Below are 17,690 nucleotides of genomic sequence, written 5' to 3'. Positions count from 1 at the left end.
ATGATTTGTCACTCGCTATCCTAAAAAAATGTTGTCGCACACACAGCGACGTATGCGCACAAATATCTAATTGTATCATAGTATATCAGGATTTTTTTGTCAACAAAAAAGTGAGTGTGAGTGTCGAAAAATGAGGAAAAGGCTGTATACAGGCAAATCGGCAGAGTACATCTTACAGACTTTTCTGCTTTATCACACATCAGAGGATTGCCTCGAGCGGGATATCATTCTTGAAAAATTAAAAAAAATGTGATATAATAAGTGTGTTCACAACGACCGCCGTCAGGCGGTAATAGCCCGAACTTCGTTAAGGGAGCGCAAATCCATTACACTACAGGAACTTGCACGTCAGATTAATAAGGTCGGGATTTCAGTATATCGGAGGAAACAGCCATGGATATCTCACAGGCAAGAAAACGCGCAGAGGAGCTCACCGAGCTGCTTGACAAATACACATACCAGTACTACGTCCTTGATGACCCCGAGGTCAGCGACTACGAATTTGATATGCTCATGCAGGAGCTCAAAGCCATAGAAGCTGAGTTTCCCGAGCTTGTCAGCCCGTCATCACCCACGCAGAGAGTCGGGGGCATGGCATCGGGCAAATTCGCGAAGGTCGAGCACGCCGTGCAGATGGCGAGCCTGCAGGATGTCTTTTCGCTCGAGCAGGTCGACGCCTTTGTCGAGCGGTGTAATGAGCAGCTAACGTCGCCGGAATACTCGGTCGAGCCGAAGATAGACGGATTATCTGTATCTCTTGAGTACACCGACGGCGTACTGACGCGCGGCTCCACACGCGGAGACGGCTTCGTCGGCGAGGACGTTACCGCCAACATCAGGACTATCCGTTCTATCCCGCTGAGGCTGAAGGACGCTCCCGAGTTTCTCGAGGTGAGGGGAGAGGTCTATATGCCGCGCGCGAGCTTCTTCGAGCTCGTCGAGCAGCAGGAGCTTGAGGGCGAGCAGCCGTTCAAGAATCCGCGTAATGCGGCAGCAGGCTCGCTGAGGCAGAAGGACCCGAAGATAACCGCGGGCCGCAAGCTCGATATGTTCATTTTCAATGTTCAGCAGGTGAGGGGACGGGAGTTTGCGAGTCACACCGAGTCGCTGGACTACCTTCGCACGCTTGGTTTCAAGACCGTCCCGACATACAGGAAGTGTACCAAGACCGCTGAGATAAAGGCTGAGATAGAGCGTATCGGCAATGAGCGTGCGGACTTCTCCTTTGATATCGACGGCGTAGTCATCAAGGTCAACGACCTTGCGCAGCGCGATATTATGGGAGCCACTGCAAAGACCCCGAAGTGGGCGGTCGCCTACAAATACCCGCCCGAGGAGAAGGAGACCATCCTGCGCGACATAGAGGTCAACGTCGGACGCACGGGAGCCATCACGCCCGTGGCAGTGTTTGACTCCATCATACTCGCAGGAACGGCAGTATCACGTGCTGTTCTGCACAATCAGGACTTCATCGACGAAAAGGATATACGTATCGGAGATACAATAGTAGTCCGCAAAGCAGGAGAGATAATCCCCGAGGTACTGCGCTCCGTGACTCATAAGGAAGGCTCATCGGCATTCAGACTGCCCGCGGTCTGTCCCATATGCGGGACCCCGTCCGTCCGTGAGGAGGGCGAGAGCGTGCTGCGCTGCCCGAATGTGGAGTGTCCCGCGCAGCTGCTGAAGAATCTGATACACTATGCCTCGAAGGAGGCGATGAACATCGACGGTCTCGGCCCCGCGAACATGAAGCTCCTTACGGAGACAGGGCTTGTTAAGTCGCCCGCCGACCTGTACGCGCTCGACAGGGACAAGCTCGTTTCGCTCGACAGATTCGCGGAGAAATCCGCCGACAATCTCATTGCCGCGATAGCCGCTTCAAAGCAGGCAGGGCTCGACAGGCTGATACACGCGCTCGGCATCCGCAATATAGGCAGGCGCGCGGCAGTGCTGCTGAGTGAGAGATTCGGCGACATGGACAGCCTCCTTGCTGCCGACAAGGACAGAATAGCGGAGATAGACGGCTTTGGCGAGGTCATGGCAGAGAGCGTGGTCAAAGCGCTCGGCGAGCCGCATATGCGCGAACTAATCGGCAGGTTGAAAGCAGCGGGAGTAGAGATGACTTACGAGAAGCAGACCACGGGCGACGACCGCTTTGCGGGGCTGACCTTCGTACTGACGGGTACGCTCCCAACGATGAAACGCGACGAAGCAAAGGCGCTGATAGAGAGCTACGGCGGCAAGGTCTCGGGCTCGGTGTCGAAGAAGACGAATTACGTAGTTGCAGGCGAGGACGCAGGCAGCAAGCTTACAAAGGCGCAGGAGCTCGGCATAGCGGTACTCTCCGAGGCAGAGCTGCTCGAAAAGACGAATTAAGGAGGAGATCCCATGCTTTTTATATGTTATCCCAAGTGTACGACCTGTCAGAAGGCGCAGAAGTGGCTCGACGGCAAGGGCATGAAGTATGAGCACCGCGACATCAAGGCGGTGAATCCCACGTATGAAGAACTCACCGAATGGTACGCAAAGAGCGGACTGCCGCTCAAGCGCTTCTTCAATACGAGCGGACTTCTTTACAAGTCCATGGAACTCAAGGACAAGCTCCCGACGATGAGCGAGGAGGAGCAGCTCCGCCTGCTCGCGACTGACGGTATGCTTGTGAAGCGCCCTCTCCTCATAGACGGAGACAGAGTGCTTGTGGGCTTCAAGGAGAGCGAGTGGGAAACACTTCTCTGATCCTGATACTGACGCAACAGATAACGGGCGTTCGGAAAGCGCCCCGCGGCATGACAACAATTTGTCATGGTGCAGGGGAGTATCCGTCCGCCCGTTTTACTTATTTCGGTTCAGTTGTATCCGTGTTTTCGTCCTTGGAGTATTCGGCACTTCCGAACTCCTCGGCTACCTTGCGAATCTCGTCCTCGGCAGATATGAAAGCCTCGGCAACGAGCGGGTCAAAGTGGGTACCCGCGTCACTGCGGATTATGTCCATAGCCTTCTCCACGCTGAACGGCGGCTTATAGCTCCTGCGCGAGACGAGCGCATCGAAAACGTCTGCCACAGCCATTATACGTGCCGAAAGAGGGATATCCTCGCCGCTGATACCGTGCGGATAACCCTTGCCGTTCCATTTTTCGTGGTGATACTCGGAGAGGTTTTTAGCCTCATGGAGGTACGGCGAATCGGGCACTATCTCTATAGCACGGTCGATGATCCTGCTTCCGAGAGTCGTATGCGACTGCATCTGTCTGAATTCCTCATCGTTCAGCTTTGCAGGCTTGTTGAGTATCATGTCGGAAACGTGTATTTTGCCGATATCATGGAGCGGAGCGGCATTCATAACGTCGTTTATGAATTCGTCTGTGAGAAGCTCGGGGTAGAAACCGCGCTTCTTCATTTCGGTCATGATTATGCGCGCATAGGCAGCTGTCTTGCGGACGTGGTCGCCTGTACACTTATCACGGCTCTCGACGAGGTCGGCGAGGACCATGATCAGACCGTTCTGCATTTTGGAGATAGTCTCGGTCTTTTTCTCGATATCCTCGACATATCTGAGGCTGTCCTCAGTGGTTTTGAGGAAGGCAAGATAGAGATTCTCTATCTCATCGCCCGTGCGTATATCGAGCTTTCTGAGACGCTCGACGCTCTCCTCGAGCGCACCGTCGCTGTTGAAGGCAAAAGCGCCCGCACTGTAGGCGATAGTATTAACGGGAGTCAGGAGGTTGCTGCGAACGAACCAGAGGCTTATTGCGATAATGATGATGAAAAAGCCGATGAACAGTGCAATGAGCTTCGCGATGAAGCGGTTCTGATAGGCGACGATGTCGTTCATGGAAACATCGGCGGCAGCATAGCAGACGCAGTTTCCGCTGCTGTCGTAGACAGGCTGATAGACAGTCATCAGCCAGCCGAATGAGTCGTTAGTGATGATCGGGTCGATAGGCTTGCCCGCGAGGAGTTCGGGCACAAGGTGGGTGAATGAATCGTCGAACGGCATGACATCGCCCGCTTCAGAGCCTTTGACTTCGTCGGTATCGAGGTCGAAAACGACGTGGCAGCCGTCCTCCTCAATCTTGTAGACGTAGATATAGAGGATATCGACATGGCTCTCGCGTAGCATATAGAGCTTTTCTTCGGTCTCGTCGTAGCCCTCGGCAGCGCTGCCCTTGGCAATGAATTCATCGACTCTGTCCGCGTCGATAGTCCCCGCGACGACCTCTGCTACACCCGTTGCAATGCTTTCGTGGTCATGGATAGTGGCGTCCCTGTAGAGTACGAAGCTTATCACCGTGGACGAGCCCGCAATAAGGAACGAGGCAAGGGTAAGTATCAGAGCAATTTTGATGTTGATGGAGAGTGAGCGCGAACGGCTCTTGCGAACGGCTTTAGCCACATCGTCGGTGAGCGGAGCCTGATACAGCACCTGATAGCGGAACAATTTCAGCAGCTTTTTCGGCAGCAGAATAAATATCAGGAATACGATGATAACGGTCACGGACTTGTCAGCGAGCTCGATCCTGAAGTCAGAGGCGAGCTGCTCAGCGAAGGTGGTCTGGTTCTCGGGATAGAGGAACCATGTCAGAATGCTGTCGGGTATCACAGCGACGATCGTAAAAACAGGGATCGTAGCGACGGTCCTGAAGAAGTTATTGAAGAACTTATGCTTTGAGAAGAAGGCGCCGCATACTCCCATGAGCATCCCGACGAGGCTGTAGTAAAGCGCATCATGGTCGGAGATACCCTTGATAAAGGTGGTACAGAACGCAACGAGAATGCCAGGGATATAGCCTCCGCACACAGCCGCGAGCACTGTTCCCACAGTGTCAAGGTACATACTGACCCCGAATTTGCCGCAGATGAGAGCGCCGAGCATATTCAGCCCGAAGCAAACCGCGCAAAGTGTAATGACATAGGCAGGATTCTGTTTTCTGCCTGTTTCAGTCTGACTCATAATACTTCACCCCATAAAGCATATATATATTATATATTATAGCATATGATTCGGAAAATAGCAATATCTTCAACTAAAAAAACTGGTGTATGGTGCATTCTGTGCTCCATTGCTGTTATCGTCTGGATCCTGTAGGTACGGCCACTGGTCGTACGCCATGACCCCGCCAACACCCGAACAGACCTGCGGTAGACCATAAAAAATGGCAGACCTGAGCCTGCCATTTCGTATCATTTATTCAGCCTGCCAGCTGTTGAGGTATTCCTCCTGCTCGGGCGAGAGCTTGTCTATCTCTATTCCCCAGAAGCGGAGTTTACGCTCGGCGACTTCAATGTCGACCTCACGCGGCACCTGAATGAGCTTCTCGTTGAGATTGTTCCTGTTTTTTGCAAGGTATGCCGCCGTGAGAGCCTGTATCGCGAAGGACATATCCATGATCTCAGCGGGGTGACCGTCGCCTGCCGCGAGGTTGACGAGTCTGCCCTCACCGATGACGTAGACGCTGTTTCCGTTTGCGAGTCTGTAGCCCTGAATGTTATTGCGTGCCTCCCACTGCTCGACAGCGTTAGCCTTCAGCCAAGCTACGCTGACTTCGCAGTCGAAATGACCTGCATTGCAGAGGATAGCGCCGTCCTTCATATTGAGGAAGGAGTTCTCGGTGATGACGTCCTTGCAGCCCGTCACAGTAACGAAGAAATCGCCGATTTTAGCGGCTTCCTCCATCTTCATAACGGAGAAGCCGTCCATAACAGCCTCCATAGCCTTTATGGGGTCTATCTCGGTGACGATGACCTTTGCGCCGAGCCCCTTCGCACGCATAGCAACGCCCTTTCCGCACCAGCCGTAACCTGCGACTACGACGTACTTGCCTGCCACGATGAGGTTAGTAGTCCTGTTTATGCCGTCCCACACGGACTGACCCGTACCGTAGCGGTTATCGAAGAGGTGTTTGCAGTCGGCGTTATTGACGAGCGCCATGGGGAATTTAAGCTGCCCCGCCTTGTTCATTGCGATGAGGCGGATAATGCCGGTAGTGGTCTCCTCGCAGCCGCCGATGACATTGGGGATGAGCTCGGGGTACTCGGTGTGTATCATATTGACAAGGTCGCCGCCGTCGTCGATGATGATGTTCGGACCAACGGAAATGACCTCGGTGAGGTGAGCGTGGTACTCCTCGGGAGTAGCGCCGTGCCATGCAAAGACGTTGAGTCCGCTGTGTACGAGTCCGGCGGCGACGTCGTCCTGCGTGGAGAGGGGGTTGCTGCCCGTGATGTACATTTCGGCGCCGCCTGCCGCGAGCACCTTGCAGAGGTAAGCAGTCTTAGCCTCGAGATGGATAGAGAGTGCGACTTTCAGACCCGCGAAGGGCTTGTCACGTTGAAAATCTGCTTCAATGCTCCTTAGAAGGGGCATATTCTGCTTTACCCACTGTATTTTTCTCTCGCCGCTCTCCCAGAGGGCGGGGTCTCTGATAATACTCATAGAAATACTTCCTTTCGGTGTGATAGATATATTCTAACATAAAATGAAGATGAATGCAAGGGCAGCGGACGATATTTTTCAGTTTTTACGGGCGATAGTTTTTTTGTATAACGCAGCCGCCCGCGACGGTGCTTGCTGATCCTGCAAGCACTTGCTATTTGATAAAATGTATGCTATAATCAAAGCATACTGAAAAAACGGAGTGTTGACCATGAACAAGAAAATAATCAACGGCTATGTTGCGGAATACGAAAACGGCGTATTCACAGCCTCGAAGAAGGACATCTACGTCATTGACGGGAAGATATCATACAGCGGCAGCAGCGGCGAATACGAGGTCATCGACGCATCAGACCGCCTGATAATGCCGGGTCTGATAAATATGCACACCCATGCATACATGACGCTGTTCAGGAACTACGCCGATGATGTCAGCTTTGACGAGTGGTTGTTCAAGCGAATCATGCCCGTCGAGGACAGAATAGAGAAGGAGGATGCCTACTGGACAAATCTCCTCGGCATGATAGAGATGATAGAGACAGGCACGACCTGCTTCTCGGATATGCATATGTTTGAGGGACAGTCATGCAAAGCCGCAAATGAGGCGGGACTGCGTGCATACATCGGACGCGGGCTCGTCGGAGACGACATCGGCGGAGACGGCGCGGAACGTCTTGCTCAGGCACTCCGCGAGCGCGCCGAGTACGAGTCTGACACGATAAGGTTTATCCTCTCGCCCCACGCGATATACAGCTGCTCGGAGCGTTTCTACTCGCAGGTCGCAGAGCTTGCCGCGCGTGAGGGACTTCTCAAGCAGACCCACCTATCCGAGAGCGTGTTCGAGGTCGAGAGCTGCTATGAAAAGAACGGCATATCGCCTGTTGAACTTCTCGACAGAGCAGGTTTTCTCGATGACAAGTGCATACTTGCGCACTGCGTACAGATGCGTGAAGGCGACATAGAGCTCCTTAAAAAGCGCGGTGCGACAGTTGTCACAAACCCCGCGAGCAATGCCAAGCTCGGCAACGGCATAGCACCGATACCTGCATTCCGCGAGAGCGGGGTGAACCTCTGCATAGGCACAGACGGCACCGCGAGCAATAACACGCTGAATATGTTCCGCGAGATGAGTCTGCTTTCGCTCATGCACAAGGGCGCAGAGCGCGACTGCACCTTCCTCAGCGCAAACGAGGTCCTCACCATGGCGACCGTGAATGCCGCAAAGGCGCTCGGAATGGAGGGAAGCCTCGGCATCATCAGCGAGGGAGCGTGCGCGGACCTCATATTCCTTGACCTCACGGCGACTTCCCTTTTCCCGAACAACGACCTCATCACATCGCTGTGCTACTCGGCGAACGGCTCGGAGGTAGCATCGGTGATGGTCAACGGCAAGATGCTGATGAAGGACAGGGAGCTCCTCACCATAGACAGGGAGCGTGTCTACAGCGAAGTCCGCAGGATAGCGAAGAAATACCTGTAAAAACACAAATTGAACAAATAATCAGGGACGCAAATTGTGCGCTATCCTTGACGGAAAAAGCGGGTCACCGAGCTGTGATCTTGCGTTACGCATTCGGTATTCCACGAAACAGCCCGAGGGGGCTCCCCTCTGTGCGCTATTCTTGACGGAAAAAGCGGGTCACCGAGCCTCGAACTTGCGTTCTGAACTCAGTGACCCACGAAACAGGCTGAAGGGACACCCTTCTGTGTTATCCCCTTAACGGAACTTTATAAAATCCTATGTAAACCGAGTGGTTATGAGCCACTCGGTTTTCTTTTAGGCTTGTGATTAAAGCATCACAGGCATTCTGGCTGAAAGGTGTAGCGAATTTTTATGGCACATCCGCTGTTTCTTGATTCTCTTTCACTGACTTCGATATGCCTTGATGATTCAGCCCCTTCACAAAATGCTGTGACCATTTTTGCAGTATTTCCATTTTGACGGGGACTTCCGTTTAATACAAGTATATTCATAGCACACTTCACCAATTTTCATATCGCTGTCCTGTATGCAGTTCTGCCATTCTCTGCATTTCTGCATCGGTCAGCTCAAAGTCAAAGATACTGATGTTTTCAAGGATATGGTCAGGATTCTGTGAACCGGGTATCGTAATATATCCTGCCTGCAAATGCCATCGGAGTATTATTTGTGCCGATGTCTTGCCGTGTGCCTTTGCTATATCCGTGATCGTTTCATTACCAAACAAGTCCTGCGTATGACCTCTGCCTCCGAACGGATACCATGATTCTACCACCGTACCGTATTTGGCAATATCTTTTTGAAACTGCGTGTTCTGATAAAACGGATGATTTTCATTCTGAACTACCGCAGGCTTGATCTCACCGCCCGATGTGACACGCTCATATTCGTCGAGGGTATAATAGTTGGAAATGCCAATCGACCGCAGCTTTCCGTCCTTTACACCCTGACACAGAGCTTTGTAGACCTCGGTATCATTACTTCCCGATTGGTGTATCAGCATCAGATCAATATAATCAAGTCCGAGCCGTTCAAGCGAATCGTCAATAGATTTGTACGCTCTGTCATAGTTGGACGGCATTACCTTTGTAGTGACAAACACCTTCTCACGGGTGACGATGCCATCGTCTATTGCTTTCTGAATGCCCTTGCCGACACCTGTTTCATTACCGTAATACTGCGCTGTGTCGATCAGCCGATAACCGTCTTTCAGCGCTTCGTAGACAGAGTTTTCCGCAGTATCATCGTCCTGTGTCCATGTACCAAGTCCAAGAATGGGCATTTCATAGCCGCTGTTGAGCAATATAGTCTTGTTTTCAAAATCAAATTCTGTTGTCATATTTCGCTGCTCCATTACTTTTCTTCTCATAAGGCACAGGTCAAAAAAGCTCCATACACCGTCATTGTCGAGATCGTAAGGCTTTCCCCGCAAATCTTCTTCTGTCGGTTTCGCAAGAAGAAAATCATTGAGATTCCGTACATCCTGCACGGTGTATTCGATATCTTGGCTGCCGTTCATTTCAAACGTTACGTTCACACCGTCTTTACCGAGTGCATCAGCAAGCCCCGAAGTATCTGAAATATTCCCGATCTTTGTATAGCTGTATGGAGTATCAAAGCTCTCGTAAAACACCACAAGACAGCTATCGCCGTAAAGCATTATATCACCTTCGCTTATATTCCCGACTTTTTCAGGCGAGGAAGGCAGAGATGTATCAAGGTAATAATACTTCTCATTGCCGTTCAGCTCAGACATATCAAGCGTCAGGGGCAGCATTTCCGTTAAAGCTGTGACGGTATCGCTGCTTTCCAAATTTACAGGGAATTGCTTATCTCCTACAGCTATCTGCATACCATTAGCTTCCTTTTCTTCATGTTGTTCGGCGGTTGTGACCTCTTGTTTGTCAGAGACCACAGATGAAACGCTGCTGTCACTTTGCACCGTCACAGCCGAACTATCCTCTGAGTAACTGCCGCACCCGGTCAACATAAGAAAAGAAGAAATAACTGCTAAAAATCTTGCTTTAATCATAAATGTTCCTCACCGCCTTTGCAATGCCGCTTTCTCTCAGATGGTCATCTGAGATATTCGTTGTAGAACGCTTCGAGCTTGTCGAATGGGATAGCGTTATTCTCGCCGCCGTCATAGAGGTCTGTGTGCGAAGCCCCCTCTATCACAAGAAGCTGTTTGTTGTCGGTGTACTTGTTTCCGTTTATCATATTCTCATACGCATCTTTTCCGAAGTAGAAAGAATGTGCCTTGTCGCCGTGCATTATCATAACGGCGGAGCGTATCTCATTGCTGTATTGCAGGATAGGCATATTGATGAACGACATACAGCCGATCTTGTTCCAGCCGCCGTTGGAATTGAGCGAACGGGGGTGATAGCCTCTTTCGGTCTTGTAGTAAGCGTGGTAGTCCTTGACAAAGTAGGGAGCGTCTTCCGGCAGAGGATCGACCACACCGCCGCCCAGCTCATACTCGCCGGACTTGTAATCCTTGATACGCTGGGCATTAAGCGCCTGCTTCATAGCAAAACGTTTTTCCTCGCTGTCATCTGCATCGAAATAGCCCTTTGCGTTCACTCTCGTCATATCGTACATGGTAGATGCAACAGTCGCCTTGATACGGGTATCCAGTGCCGCTGTATTCAGTGCCATTCCGCCCCAACCGCAGATACCGAGGATACCGATACGATCGGGATCAACATTCTCCTGAATTGAGAGAAAGTCCACCGCTGCCATAAAGTCTTCCGTGTTGATGTCGGGAGAAGCCATGTATCTCGGCTGTCCTCCGCTTTCACCCGTAAAGGACGGGTCGAATGCAATGGTCAGAAATCCACGCTCTGCAAGTGTCTGTGCGTAAAGACCGCTGCACTGTTCCTTGACTGCGCCGAACGGTCCGCACACGGCGATCGCAGGGAGCTTTCCGCCTGCGTTTTTCGGAGTGTACATATCGGCAGCGAGCGTGATGCCGTAGCGGTTGTGGAAAGTAACCTTGTTGTGGTCAACCTTGTCGGACTTGGGGAATGTCTTGTCCCATTCCTGTGTTAAAGTAAGCATTTCATCTTTCATTTCAGATACCTCCGTTTTTTCTTAATGTGTAGGTGAAATAGTCGAGGCAGTCGATGCGGTCGTTATACTTGTGAACGCTGTCAAGGAGCGTTTGACGATAGCTTTTCAGAAAACAGTCAAGTGCCTGATATTGTCCGCTTTCGACCATTTGCAGGCATTTCGCTACGCTTTCATCGTCCAAGCCCATATCCCTGAGATTTTCGGTCATGACCGCCATTTTGTCGGCTGCATTTGCCATTTTCACCACCTCCGTGTTTCTGTGATTTAAGTATATCACATCTTTTAGGATATGTAAAATGCCTATATGTAATTGCTTGTCATTCTTGACAGGAATGGCAAATTGCAGTATAATAGTAGTATCAAAAACGGAGGTGCAGTATGGAGATACGGATATTACGATATTTTCTTGCCATCGCAAGAGAGGAGAACATGACAAGGGCAGCTGAGCGCCTGCATATCTCGCAGCCGTCGCTCTCTAAGGAGATCAAAAAGCTCGAAGAAGAATTGGGGCATGAACTGTTTATCCGCACCAATAAGAATATGCTCCTCAATGACGAGGGAATGCTCCTTCGAAAGCGTGCCGAGGATATCCTCGCTATGGTGGACAAGACCGCCGAGGAGTTCAGCCAGCTTGACAACATCATCGGCGGAGAGATACGCATAGGCTGTGCCGAGAGCTATCTTATCAAATACCTTGCAAGGAGCATCAAAGCATTCAAGGAGCAGTACCCGAATTTCATATTTCACATTTTCAGCGGAGATACTGAGCCTGTTGCGGAACGGCTTGACAGGGGCATTCTCGACCTCGCCGTGATCGTTGAGCCGCCGAACCTGTCGAAGTACAACTATCTCTCTATACCCGAAAGCGACAAATGGGGGCTTGTGATGCGCCGTGACAGTCCACTTGCCGAAAAAGAGTATGTGACATTTGATGATCTTTACGGCTTGCCGCTGTTCTGCTCAGAGCAGTCTATCCGTGTGGATTTTCCGCGCTGGTGCGGGGATAATATGGATAAGCTCAGCTTTGCAGGAACTGTCAATCTTGCCTACAACGGCTCGGTATTTGTGAAAGAAGGGCTTGGATATATGCTGACCTTTGAGCACCTTGTAGACACAAGCGAAGAAAGCGGACTTTGCTTCCGACCAATCAAGCCGACACTGGAAACTAATATGTATATCATCTGGAAAAAGTATCAGGTGTTTTCGCCGATAGCAGAACTGTTTCTGAAAAGATTAAAGCAGGACTATAGTTAATTGAATAGCATTATATCACCTGACTGGTGCAGCTTTTCTGTAAAATCTTTCCCAAGGGATTTCTGCTCAACGATTATAGTAACATTATCGTGACGGATATATACATCAATGTACTTTTGATTGCCGTCCACAATGACAGGCTTTTCATATTTCACAAGACCAGTGAGTTTCTCAGCACCGAACACGTCAGTCAAGAGCTGATTACAATAAGTCTGAGTATCACTTTTCTCCGAACCTTTGTCTTTCCAATACGCTGCGAACTCTTTTGCAGCCTTTTTCTGTTCCTTATCGGTCATGTTGGTACCTCCAATGCTCGATTCATTAAGTGCATTTTACCATATTCGGATGAATAAATCAACGGATTTATATAAGAATAAGCTGATACCTGCATTATTGTAAGTATCAGCTTGTGTCCTATTCAGTTTGGTTTGTCATTTGTTCCGCTAAGAGCAGCACACATCATGCTTCCCATTTTGTTTAACCTATGACCTCTATAAGTCTAACCACTGCTTTCGCGAACTCCTTAGCGACGGTGCTCTGAAAGACGCTGAAATTGAAGTCCTCGCCCGCGCTCTCGTCGGCGGAGTCGGAGATCGCACGCAGAATCAGGAAAGGCACATTATTGAGCGTGCAGACCTGTGCGACGGCAGCCCCCTCCATTTCGCAGCAGAGTCCGCCGAACTCTGAGACTATGCGCTCCTTGGCAGCTTTATCTGATATGAACTGGTCGCCGCTGCAAATACGTCCCGAGTGAACGCCGATCTCGGGGAGTGTCTCGGCGATGACCTTGCAGGCGGAGCTCACGAGCTCCTTATCCGCGGGGAAAGCGACCATTCCTGTTATGATCTCACCCTTTTTGAAGCCGAGCGGCGAGACGTCGAAGTCGTGCTGAACAGCCTCAGTCGAGACAACGATGTTTCCGAGAGCGACTTCGGAAGAAAGAGCTCCCGCGAAGCCCGTATTGATGATGTGAGTGGCGCCGAACCGCGAAATGAGGAGCTGTGTGCAGATGCCCGCATTGACCTTGCCCATGCCGCTCCTGACTATGATTACATCCGCACCGCCGAGCCTACCGACATGGAAGACCATGCCTGCGATATTCTCGGTCGCGGTGATGTCAGCCTGTGCGATGAGCTTTGCGACCTCTTCATCCATAGCACCGATAATGCCTGTAATACGCTTCATTTTAATACCTCCGTCAGCTGAGATTATTCACGATACCGATAGAAATGAAATTATCGACGACTGCTCTGAAATCGGTATCGGGTTCGCAGTCCTCGTTGTACAAGCCGTCCACTTCGAGCCTCATACCGCCGTTGAGTAGGTCGGCGGTTTTCTTGTAGCGGTCTCGGTAGAACATACCGTGAGAAACGGCTCTGTTCCGAAGTATACCGCCAAATTCCCCGAGTGTGCACGCTGGGATATTGACGTTGAAGATCTGTCCGTAGCCGAGCTTCTGCTCCATGAGCTCCGCGAGTATCTGCGGCAGGAACTTATCCGCGACATCATGGCAGGAGCTTATCCCCTCGGAGACCGCAATGGACAGGCAGCCCTGAAAAGCTCCCTCGAAGGCGGCGCCCGCAGTGCCCGAGTATTGAATGTCCGTCGCGACGTTGAGTCCTCTGTTTATCCCCGCAAGTACTACGTCGGGCTTATGCGGCATGATACTAAGAGCCCCCACACGGACGCAGTCCGCTGGAGTCCCGCTGCACGAGAATGCGTGTACGCCGTCTATCGGAAAATCGTGTGGATAAATGTCGATATGGCTGTGTAGGGATATCGCGTGTGAAGCGGCGCTCCGCTGGTCGTCGGGAGCGACCACCCACACCTCGCCGAGCTCCTTTGCGAGCTTGGCGAGGCGGATGAGCCCCTCATCATTTATCCCGTCATCATTAGCAATAAGAATCGAACGCATATATGCTCCTTTCAGTGTCTGCCGAGCTGCCAGAAGGCAACAGCGCTCGCAGCCGCGACGTTGAGCGAGTCAACGCCGTGAGACATCGGAATCTTTATCGTATAGTCGCACTCCTCGATAGTGGAGCTGAGCAGTCCGTCACCCTCCGTGCCGAGCACGACCGCAAGCCTTTCAGCCTCGGTAACGCGCGGGTCGCTTATGGTAATGTTGTCACTCCGCAGAGCCATAGCGGCAGTGACGAAGCCTGCCTCGCGGAGAGTGCGAATGTAATCGGGCGAAGCACTGCCGATACGCGCCCACGGTATGAGAAAAACGCTTCCCATGCTGACGCGCACCGAGCGGCGGAATAGCGGGTCGCTGCACCCGTCCGTGAGCAGCACCGCGTCGAATCCGAGCGCAGCAGCCGAGCGGAATATCGCGCCCGTGTTGGTCTGGTTCATTATGTTCTCGAGGAGAACGATTCGGTGCGAATCCCGCAGTATATTGCCAATATCTGGCAGCGGAGCACGTTTCATCGCAGCGAGTACACCTTGCGTGAGCTTATAGCCTGTCAGCTCCGAGAGCGCAGCGGAGTTCCCGTGGAATACGGGAATATCACCCACCCGAGCGATTATGTCAGCCGCCTGACCCGTAACATATTTGTCCTCGACGAGCAGCGAGACCGCTTCTGCTCCCGCGTCGAGCGCAGTGCGTATGACCTTGGGGCTCTCGGCTACGAACAGTCCCTCACGGAGCAGATTCAGCTCGGAGGTGTCGGTATACGGCGAGAGCTCGGCAGCTCTGAGGTCGGATATTTCACGTAATACAGCCATTTTACACCTCTACGACAATATCTGCTTCGTCCTCGTCGGGCTCCTCGAACATGGCGAGGAACTTCGCTTTAAGCCCATCATCGACGAAGTAAGCGTCCGAGCGTCCCTCCGCGACCTCGGCATTGCGCTTGGCGATGCGGCGCTCCCACTCCTCGTCTGTTATCTTGCAGTATCTAAGCTCGCAGTCCACATCCCGTGCTGCGAAGAAATCCCGCGCATCGCGGCGCTCCGCACGCGACCAGAAGCCTTGGTCGAGGACGACAACAGCTCCCGCGCGGGCAGTCTCAGCAGCCTTGCGGAGGATGTACTGCTTTGCGCGGCGGACGTATTCGTCGTGCATATCACCCGTCTCTCTGCCGAGTATGGCTATCATCAGCTCGTCGACCGAGAGTACGACCGCACCGAGCTCATCACGCAGCATGGCAGAATATGTGGATTTACCGCTGCACAGTCTCCCGCAGAGCATTATTACATTTGACACAGAAGCCATAAAGCGCTCCTCCTTGATTTATTCGGAAACCGAACTTTTTACCGAAAGTGTTGCTTTAAATAGATTTTACCATGAAAAGCACCTTCTGTCAACGCCCGACGAGCCTTGCTGCTTGCAAAAGTGCGCAGTCTGTGGTATTATATTCGTAATGATACAACAGGAGGTCACCAATGAACCACACAGGAACATCAACAATAGAGTCAGAGCGTCTGATACTGCGCAGATTCGCTCTTTCCGACGGAGCCGATATGCTTGCGAACTGGATAAGCGAGCCGCAGGTACAGTACGAGTACGGCGAGCCCGTCTATACGGACGAAGCACAGGTCGGAGCACTGCTTGCGAAGTGGATAACCGCCTATGAGCAGCCTGATTTCTACCGCTGGGCGATAATTGAGCGCGTAAGCGGGCACTGTATTGGACAGATAGCGTTTTGCCGCGTATACAGCGACATAGCAGCCGCAGAGATAGAGTATTGTATAGGCAGCCGTTTCTGGGGACACGGCTATGCGGGAGAAGCACTTTCCGCGGTCATCGCCTATGCTTTTGCGAATACGGGCTTTGAAAAGCTCGAGGCTTATCACCGCGCAGAGAATGTGAAGTCGGGGCGTGTGCTGGAGAAATCGTCCATGCACATCACAGATAATGTCGAGCGGTTCCGCAGAGCAGGGGAGACACCCGCAGGCGAGGTCTGCTACTGCATAGAAAAGCCTGTCCGCTGACCGTTACGCTATACAAAAAAAGGTGATACCGTTGTATATCGGGTATCACCTTTTTTATTTGTTATCTGCACAGAGGAGCATTATTCGTATTTGCTGTCATGCGCCTCGATCCGTGTTGTAACGTCATTGGCGTCGAGGAAGCTGAACAGAGCGTTCAGCCAGTAGCCGTAAGCCGCACCCGAGATATGCAGACCGTCGCCTGCTGAGATACTGCCTGCAAGAGCGCCCGTATTCGGGTCTTTGAGCACAGAATTCACGTCGAAGAAGAGTATCTGTTCGTTGCCGTAAGCATCGACAGTGTCTCTTGCGGCATTGTTGAAGCTGTCTATCCTGTCATTGGTGGTGTAGTAGTTATTAGCGGAAACAGGCGTTATCGAACCGATGACCACGGTAACATCGGGAATGTTGTCAACGAGCTGCTGAGCGATGGTGTAAACCGAGTTTGCGTAGCTGTCAGGGTTGGTACCGGGGATATCGTTCATACCTATCGAGATATAGATGAGAGGAGAGTCGCTGTAAACAGCCGCATCGACGGGATTCATCACACCTCCGCCGAGGTCGAAGGAATACCTGCTCAGATTCCAGAGCGCCATAGATTCAGCGGCAACATTGTGCTCGCGCGGTATATAGCCGTATAAGTTGAATCCGGAAGCAATCGAATCGCCGAAGATAACGAGCCTCTCCTGATAGAAGCCGCTGTTCGGGGAATCGGCGCCGACGTAGACCGTATAGTTGGAAACCTGAGGGCGCTCACGCGGAGTATCGTCGGGCTTGTCGGTCTCGGTAGTTACAGCTTCGGTATTTTCTGCGGACGTAGTCTCAATGTCGGTGACGGGAACAGTGGTCGAAGCCGTGGTCGTTGTCTCGGAAGTGAATGAAGCGACGGTCATCGGAGCGGCAGTTGTCACGGTGGAAGCAGCTGATGATGAGAAAGACGTACTGTCAGCGGAGGACGAAGCAGGAACAGTGGGATCGGTGACGGTGGTTACAACGAGCGGGACAGACGTGCGCACATAGTCGGGCACATCGGAGTCCATGCGTTCGGAGCGATCGTCGCCCGTAAAGAGCATGACCGAAACGGAGCCGATGATCACGAGCAGGGGGAGGAGCGGATTTGAGAAGAAGTGCCCGAAGAAATCGTGTATTAGCTTTTTCAAACTTGTCCTCACCTCCTGAGAAAGTAAAATAAAATCCCGCAGGCAGTGACCTGCGAGATGAAGCTGCAAAACTGTTCAGTGACCTAATGCAGTGATACTGTAAAAACAGTGACTTGCGGGAAATAACGCGAACAGCGTGCGCTCCCCGTTGGTGCCGCTGACCGGGGTCGAACCGGTACGGATTTTACTCCGAGGGATTTTAAGTCCCTTGTGTCTGCCTATTCCACCACAGCGGCAATTCATTAACAAAAGCTATTATACCACTTTTGCCAAATATTGTCAAGCATTTTTTAGACAACACCGTACAAAGCGATCAGGAGGTCTTTGCTCGGTGCAGCCTTGATAAAAACGGAGC

At 51.8% G+C, this 17,690-nt stretch carries 17 protein-coding genes and 1 tRNA gene; 5 read left to right on the top strand and 13 right to left on the bottom strand.

The features are described from left to right. Nucleotides 1-393: 393 nt before the first annotated feature. Together ligA and BMX22_RS05815 are read left to right on the top strand one after the other, a co-directional pair. Nucleotides 394-2,376, top strand: a complete 1,983-nt coding sequence (gene ligA, locus BMX22_RS05820; protein ID WP_074741518.1) for an NAD-dependent DNA ligase LigA — start codon at nucleotides 394-396, stop codon at nucleotides 2,374-2,376. A 12-nt stretch (nucleotides 2,377-2,388) separates the two neighbouring features. Continuing rightward, nucleotides 2,389-2,736 carry an arsenate reductase family protein gene (locus BMX22_RS05815; RefSeq protein WP_074741516.1) on the top strand — a complete coding sequence of 116 codons (348 nt, stop codon included), beginning with the start codon at nucleotides 2,389-2,391 and terminating at the stop codon, nucleotides 2,734-2,736. A 100-nt stretch (nucleotides 2,737-2,836) separates the two neighbouring features. On the opposite strand, the gene BMX22_RS05810 is transcribed toward BMX22_RS05815, so the two are convergent. Both BMX22_RS05810 and BMX22_RS05805 read right to left on the bottom strand, forming a co-directional pair. Further along, nucleotides 2,837-4,951, bottom strand: a complete 2,115-nt coding sequence (locus BMX22_RS05810) for an HD-GYP domain-containing protein (RefSeq protein ID WP_074741514.1) — start codon at nucleotides 4,949-4,951, stop codon at nucleotides 2,837-2,839. A gap of 234 nt (nucleotides 4,952-5,185) precedes the next feature. Further along, nucleotides 5,186-6,433, bottom strand: a complete 1,248-nt coding sequence (locus tag BMX22_RS05805) for an adenosylhomocysteinase (protein ID WP_074741512.1) — start codon at nucleotides 6,431-6,433, stop codon at nucleotides 5,186-5,188. A 211-nt stretch (nucleotides 6,434-6,644) separates the two neighbouring features. On the opposite strand from BMX22_RS05805, the gene BMX22_RS05800 reads away from it, so the two are divergent. After that, on the top strand, nucleotides 6,645-7,913 hold the full coding sequence (locus tag BMX22_RS05800) for an amidohydrolase family protein (RefSeq protein WP_074741510.1): 1,269 nt from the start codon (nucleotides 6,645-6,647) through the stop codon (nucleotides 7,911-7,913). Between the two features lie 317 nt (nucleotides 7,914-8,230). Here BMX22_RS05800 and BMX22_RS16795 read toward each other — a convergent pair whose 3' ends face one another. From BMX22_RS16795 to BMX22_RS05780, 4 genes are all read right to left on the bottom strand, one after another. Further along, on the bottom strand, nucleotides 8,231-8,407 hold the full coding sequence (locus tag BMX22_RS16795; RefSeq protein WP_318259691.1) for an NAD(P)H-dependent oxidoreductase: 177 nt from the start codon (nucleotides 8,405-8,407) through the stop codon (nucleotides 8,231-8,233). Between the two features lie 8 nt (nucleotides 8,408-8,415). Then, nucleotides 8,416-9,861 (bottom strand): aldo/keto reductase, encoded by a 1,446-nt coding sequence (locus BMX22_RS05790; RefSeq protein WP_318259690.1) that lies wholly within the window; start codon nucleotides 9,859-9,861, stop codon nucleotides 8,416-8,418. Nucleotides 9,862-9,989: 128 nt separating this feature from the next. Beyond that, the gene (locus tag BMX22_RS05785; RefSeq protein WP_074741508.1) at nucleotides 9,990-10,988 is read right to left on the bottom strand and encodes an alpha/beta hydrolase; all 999 of its coding nucleotides are present in this window, start codon (nucleotides 10,986-10,988) and stop codon (nucleotides 9,990-9,992) included. Nucleotide 10,989: 1 nt separating this feature from the next. Beyond that, nucleotides 10,990-11,226 (bottom strand): hypothetical protein, encoded by a 237-nt coding sequence (locus tag BMX22_RS05780; RefSeq protein WP_074741506.1) that lies wholly within the window; start codon nucleotides 11,224-11,226, stop codon nucleotides 10,990-10,992. Between the two features lie 140 nt (nucleotides 11,227-11,366). Here BMX22_RS05780 and BMX22_RS05775 point away from each other — a divergent pair, with 140 nt between their 5' ends. Then, entirely contained in the window at nucleotides 11,367-12,242 is an 876-nt protein-coding gene (locus BMX22_RS05775; RefSeq protein ID WP_074741504.1) for a LysR family transcriptional regulator, read from the top strand. Here the strand turns inward: BMX22_RS05775 and BMX22_RS05770 are convergent. The 5 genes from BMX22_RS05770 to BMX22_RS05750 all read right to left on the bottom strand — a co-directional run bounded on the left by BMX22_RS05770 (nucleotide 12,239) and on the right by BMX22_RS05750 (nucleotide 15,459). Further along, the gene (locus tag BMX22_RS05770) at nucleotides 12,239-12,538 is read right to left on the bottom strand and encodes a type IIL restriction-modification enzyme MmeI (protein ID WP_074741502.1); all 300 of its coding nucleotides are present in this window, start codon (nucleotides 12,536-12,538) and stop codon (nucleotides 12,239-12,241) included. The two genes, BMX22_RS05775 and BMX22_RS05770, sit on opposite strands and share 4 nt — an antisense overlap. Before the next feature lie 181 nt (nucleotides 12,539-12,719). Further along, nucleotides 12,720-13,427: a 5'-methylthioadenosine/adenosylhomocysteine nucleosidase gene (locus tag BMX22_RS05765; protein ID WP_318259689.1), complete on the bottom strand. Its 708-nt coding sequence runs from the start codon at nucleotides 13,425-13,427 to the stop codon at nucleotides 12,720-12,722. A 13-nt stretch (nucleotides 13,428-13,440) separates the two neighbouring features. Further along, complete coding sequence (surE, locus tag BMX22_RS05760; protein WP_074741500.1) at nucleotides 13,441-14,157, bottom strand: 5'/3'-nucleotidase SurE; 717 nt, start codon at nucleotides 14,155-14,157, stop codon at nucleotides 13,441-13,443. Nucleotides 14,158-14,168: 11 nt separating this feature from the next. Further along, the gene (locus BMX22_RS05755) at nucleotides 14,169-14,969 is read right to left on the bottom strand and encodes a TrmH family RNA methyltransferase (RefSeq protein ID WP_074741498.1); all 801 of its coding nucleotides are present in this window, start codon (nucleotides 14,967-14,969) and stop codon (nucleotides 14,169-14,171) included. A 1-nt stretch (nucleotide 14,970) separates the two neighbouring features. Next, on the bottom strand, nucleotides 14,971-15,459 hold the full coding sequence (locus BMX22_RS05750) for an AAA family ATPase (protein ID WP_081349098.1): 489 nt from the start codon (nucleotides 15,457-15,459) through the stop codon (nucleotides 14,971-14,973). Nucleotides 15,460-15,629: 170 nt separating this feature from the next. Between BMX22_RS05750 and BMX22_RS05745 the strand changes: the two genes are divergently transcribed. After that, the gene (locus BMX22_RS05745) at nucleotides 15,630-16,178 is read left to right on the top strand and encodes a GNAT family N-acetyltransferase (RefSeq protein ID WP_074741496.1); all 549 of its coding nucleotides are present in this window, start codon (nucleotides 15,630-15,632) and stop codon (nucleotides 16,176-16,178) included. An 80-nt stretch (nucleotides 16,179-16,258) separates the two neighbouring features. On the opposite strand, the gene BMX22_RS05740 is transcribed toward BMX22_RS05745, so the two are convergent. Continuing rightward, nucleotides 16,259-17,335, bottom strand: a complete 1,077-nt coding sequence (locus BMX22_RS05740; RefSeq protein WP_074741494.1) for an SGNH/GDSL hydrolase family protein — start codon at nucleotides 17,333-17,335, stop codon at nucleotides 16,259-16,261. 149 nt (nucleotides 17,336-17,484) lie between these two features. Further along, a tRNA-Leu gene (locus BMX22_RS05735) sits at nucleotides 17,485-17,571 on the bottom strand. Nucleotides 17,572-17,690: the final 119 nt, after the last annotated feature.

This window comes from Ruminococcus sp. YRD2003, from assembly GCA_900109435.1.
GTDB lineage: Bacteria > Bacillota > Clostridia > Oscillospirales > Ruminococcaceae > Ruminococcus > Ruminococcus flavefaciens_G.
This window is presented reverse-complemented; position numbering and strand designations above follow the sequence as displayed.

Bases quoted from the DNA above. Each gene is read 5' to 3' on its own strand.
- BMX22_RS05785 (WP_074741508.1), bottom strand. From the start codon at position 10,988: ATGAAAGATGAAATGCTTACTTTAACACAGGAATGGGACAAGACATTC.
- BMX22_RS05755 (WP_074741498.1), bottom strand. From the start codon at position 14,969: ATGGCTGTATTACGTGAAATATCCGACCTCAGAGCTGCCGAGCTCTCG.
- BMX22_RS05810 (WP_074741514.1), bottom strand. From the start codon at position 4,951: ATGAGTCAGACTGAAACAGGCAGAAAACAGAATCCTGCCTATGTCATT.
- BMX22_RS16795 (WP_318259691.1), bottom strand. From the start codon at position 8,407: ATGAATATACTTGTATTAAACGGAAGTCCCCGTCAAAATGGAAATACT.
- BMX22_RS05800 (WP_074741510.1), top strand. From the start codon at position 6,645: ATGAACAAGAAAATAATCAACGGCTATGTTGCGGAATACGAAAACGGC.
- BMX22_RS05745 (WP_074741496.1), top strand. From the start codon at position 15,630: ATGAACCACACAGGAACATCAACAATAGAGTCAGAGCGTCTGATACTG.
- BMX22_RS05770 (WP_074741502.1), bottom strand. From the start codon at position 12,538: ATGACCGATAAGGAACAGAAAAAGGCTGCAAAAGAGTTCGCAGCGTAT.
- BMX22_RS05775 (WP_074741504.1), top strand. From the start codon at position 11,367: ATGGAGATACGGATATTACGATATTTTCTTGCCATCGCAAGAGAGGAG.
- ligA (WP_074741518.1), top strand. From the start codon at position 394: ATGGATATCTCACAGGCAAGAAAACGCGCAGAGGAGCTCACCGAGCTG.
- surE (WP_074741500.1), bottom strand. From the start codon at position 14,157: ATGCGTTCGATTCTTATTGCTAATGATGACGGGATAAATGATGAGGGG.
- BMX22_RS05815 (WP_074741516.1), top strand. From the start codon at position 2,389: ATGCTTTTTATATGTTATCCCAAGTGTACGACCTGTCAGAAGGCGCAG.
- BMX22_RS05805 (WP_074741512.1), bottom strand. From the start codon at position 6,433: ATGAGTATTATCAGAGACCCCGCCCTCTGGGAGAGCGGCGAGAGAAAA.
- BMX22_RS05750 (WP_081349098.1), bottom strand. From the start codon at position 15,459: ATGGCTTCTGTGTCAAATGTAATAATGCTCTGCGGGAGACTGTGCAGC.
- BMX22_RS05780 (WP_074741506.1), bottom strand. From the start codon at position 11,226: ATGGCAAATGCAGCCGACAAAATGGCGGTCATGACCGAAAATCTCAGG.
- BMX22_RS05765 (WP_318259689.1), bottom strand. From the start codon at position 13,427: ATGAAGCGTATTACAGGCATTATCGGTGCTATGGATGAAGAGGTCGCA.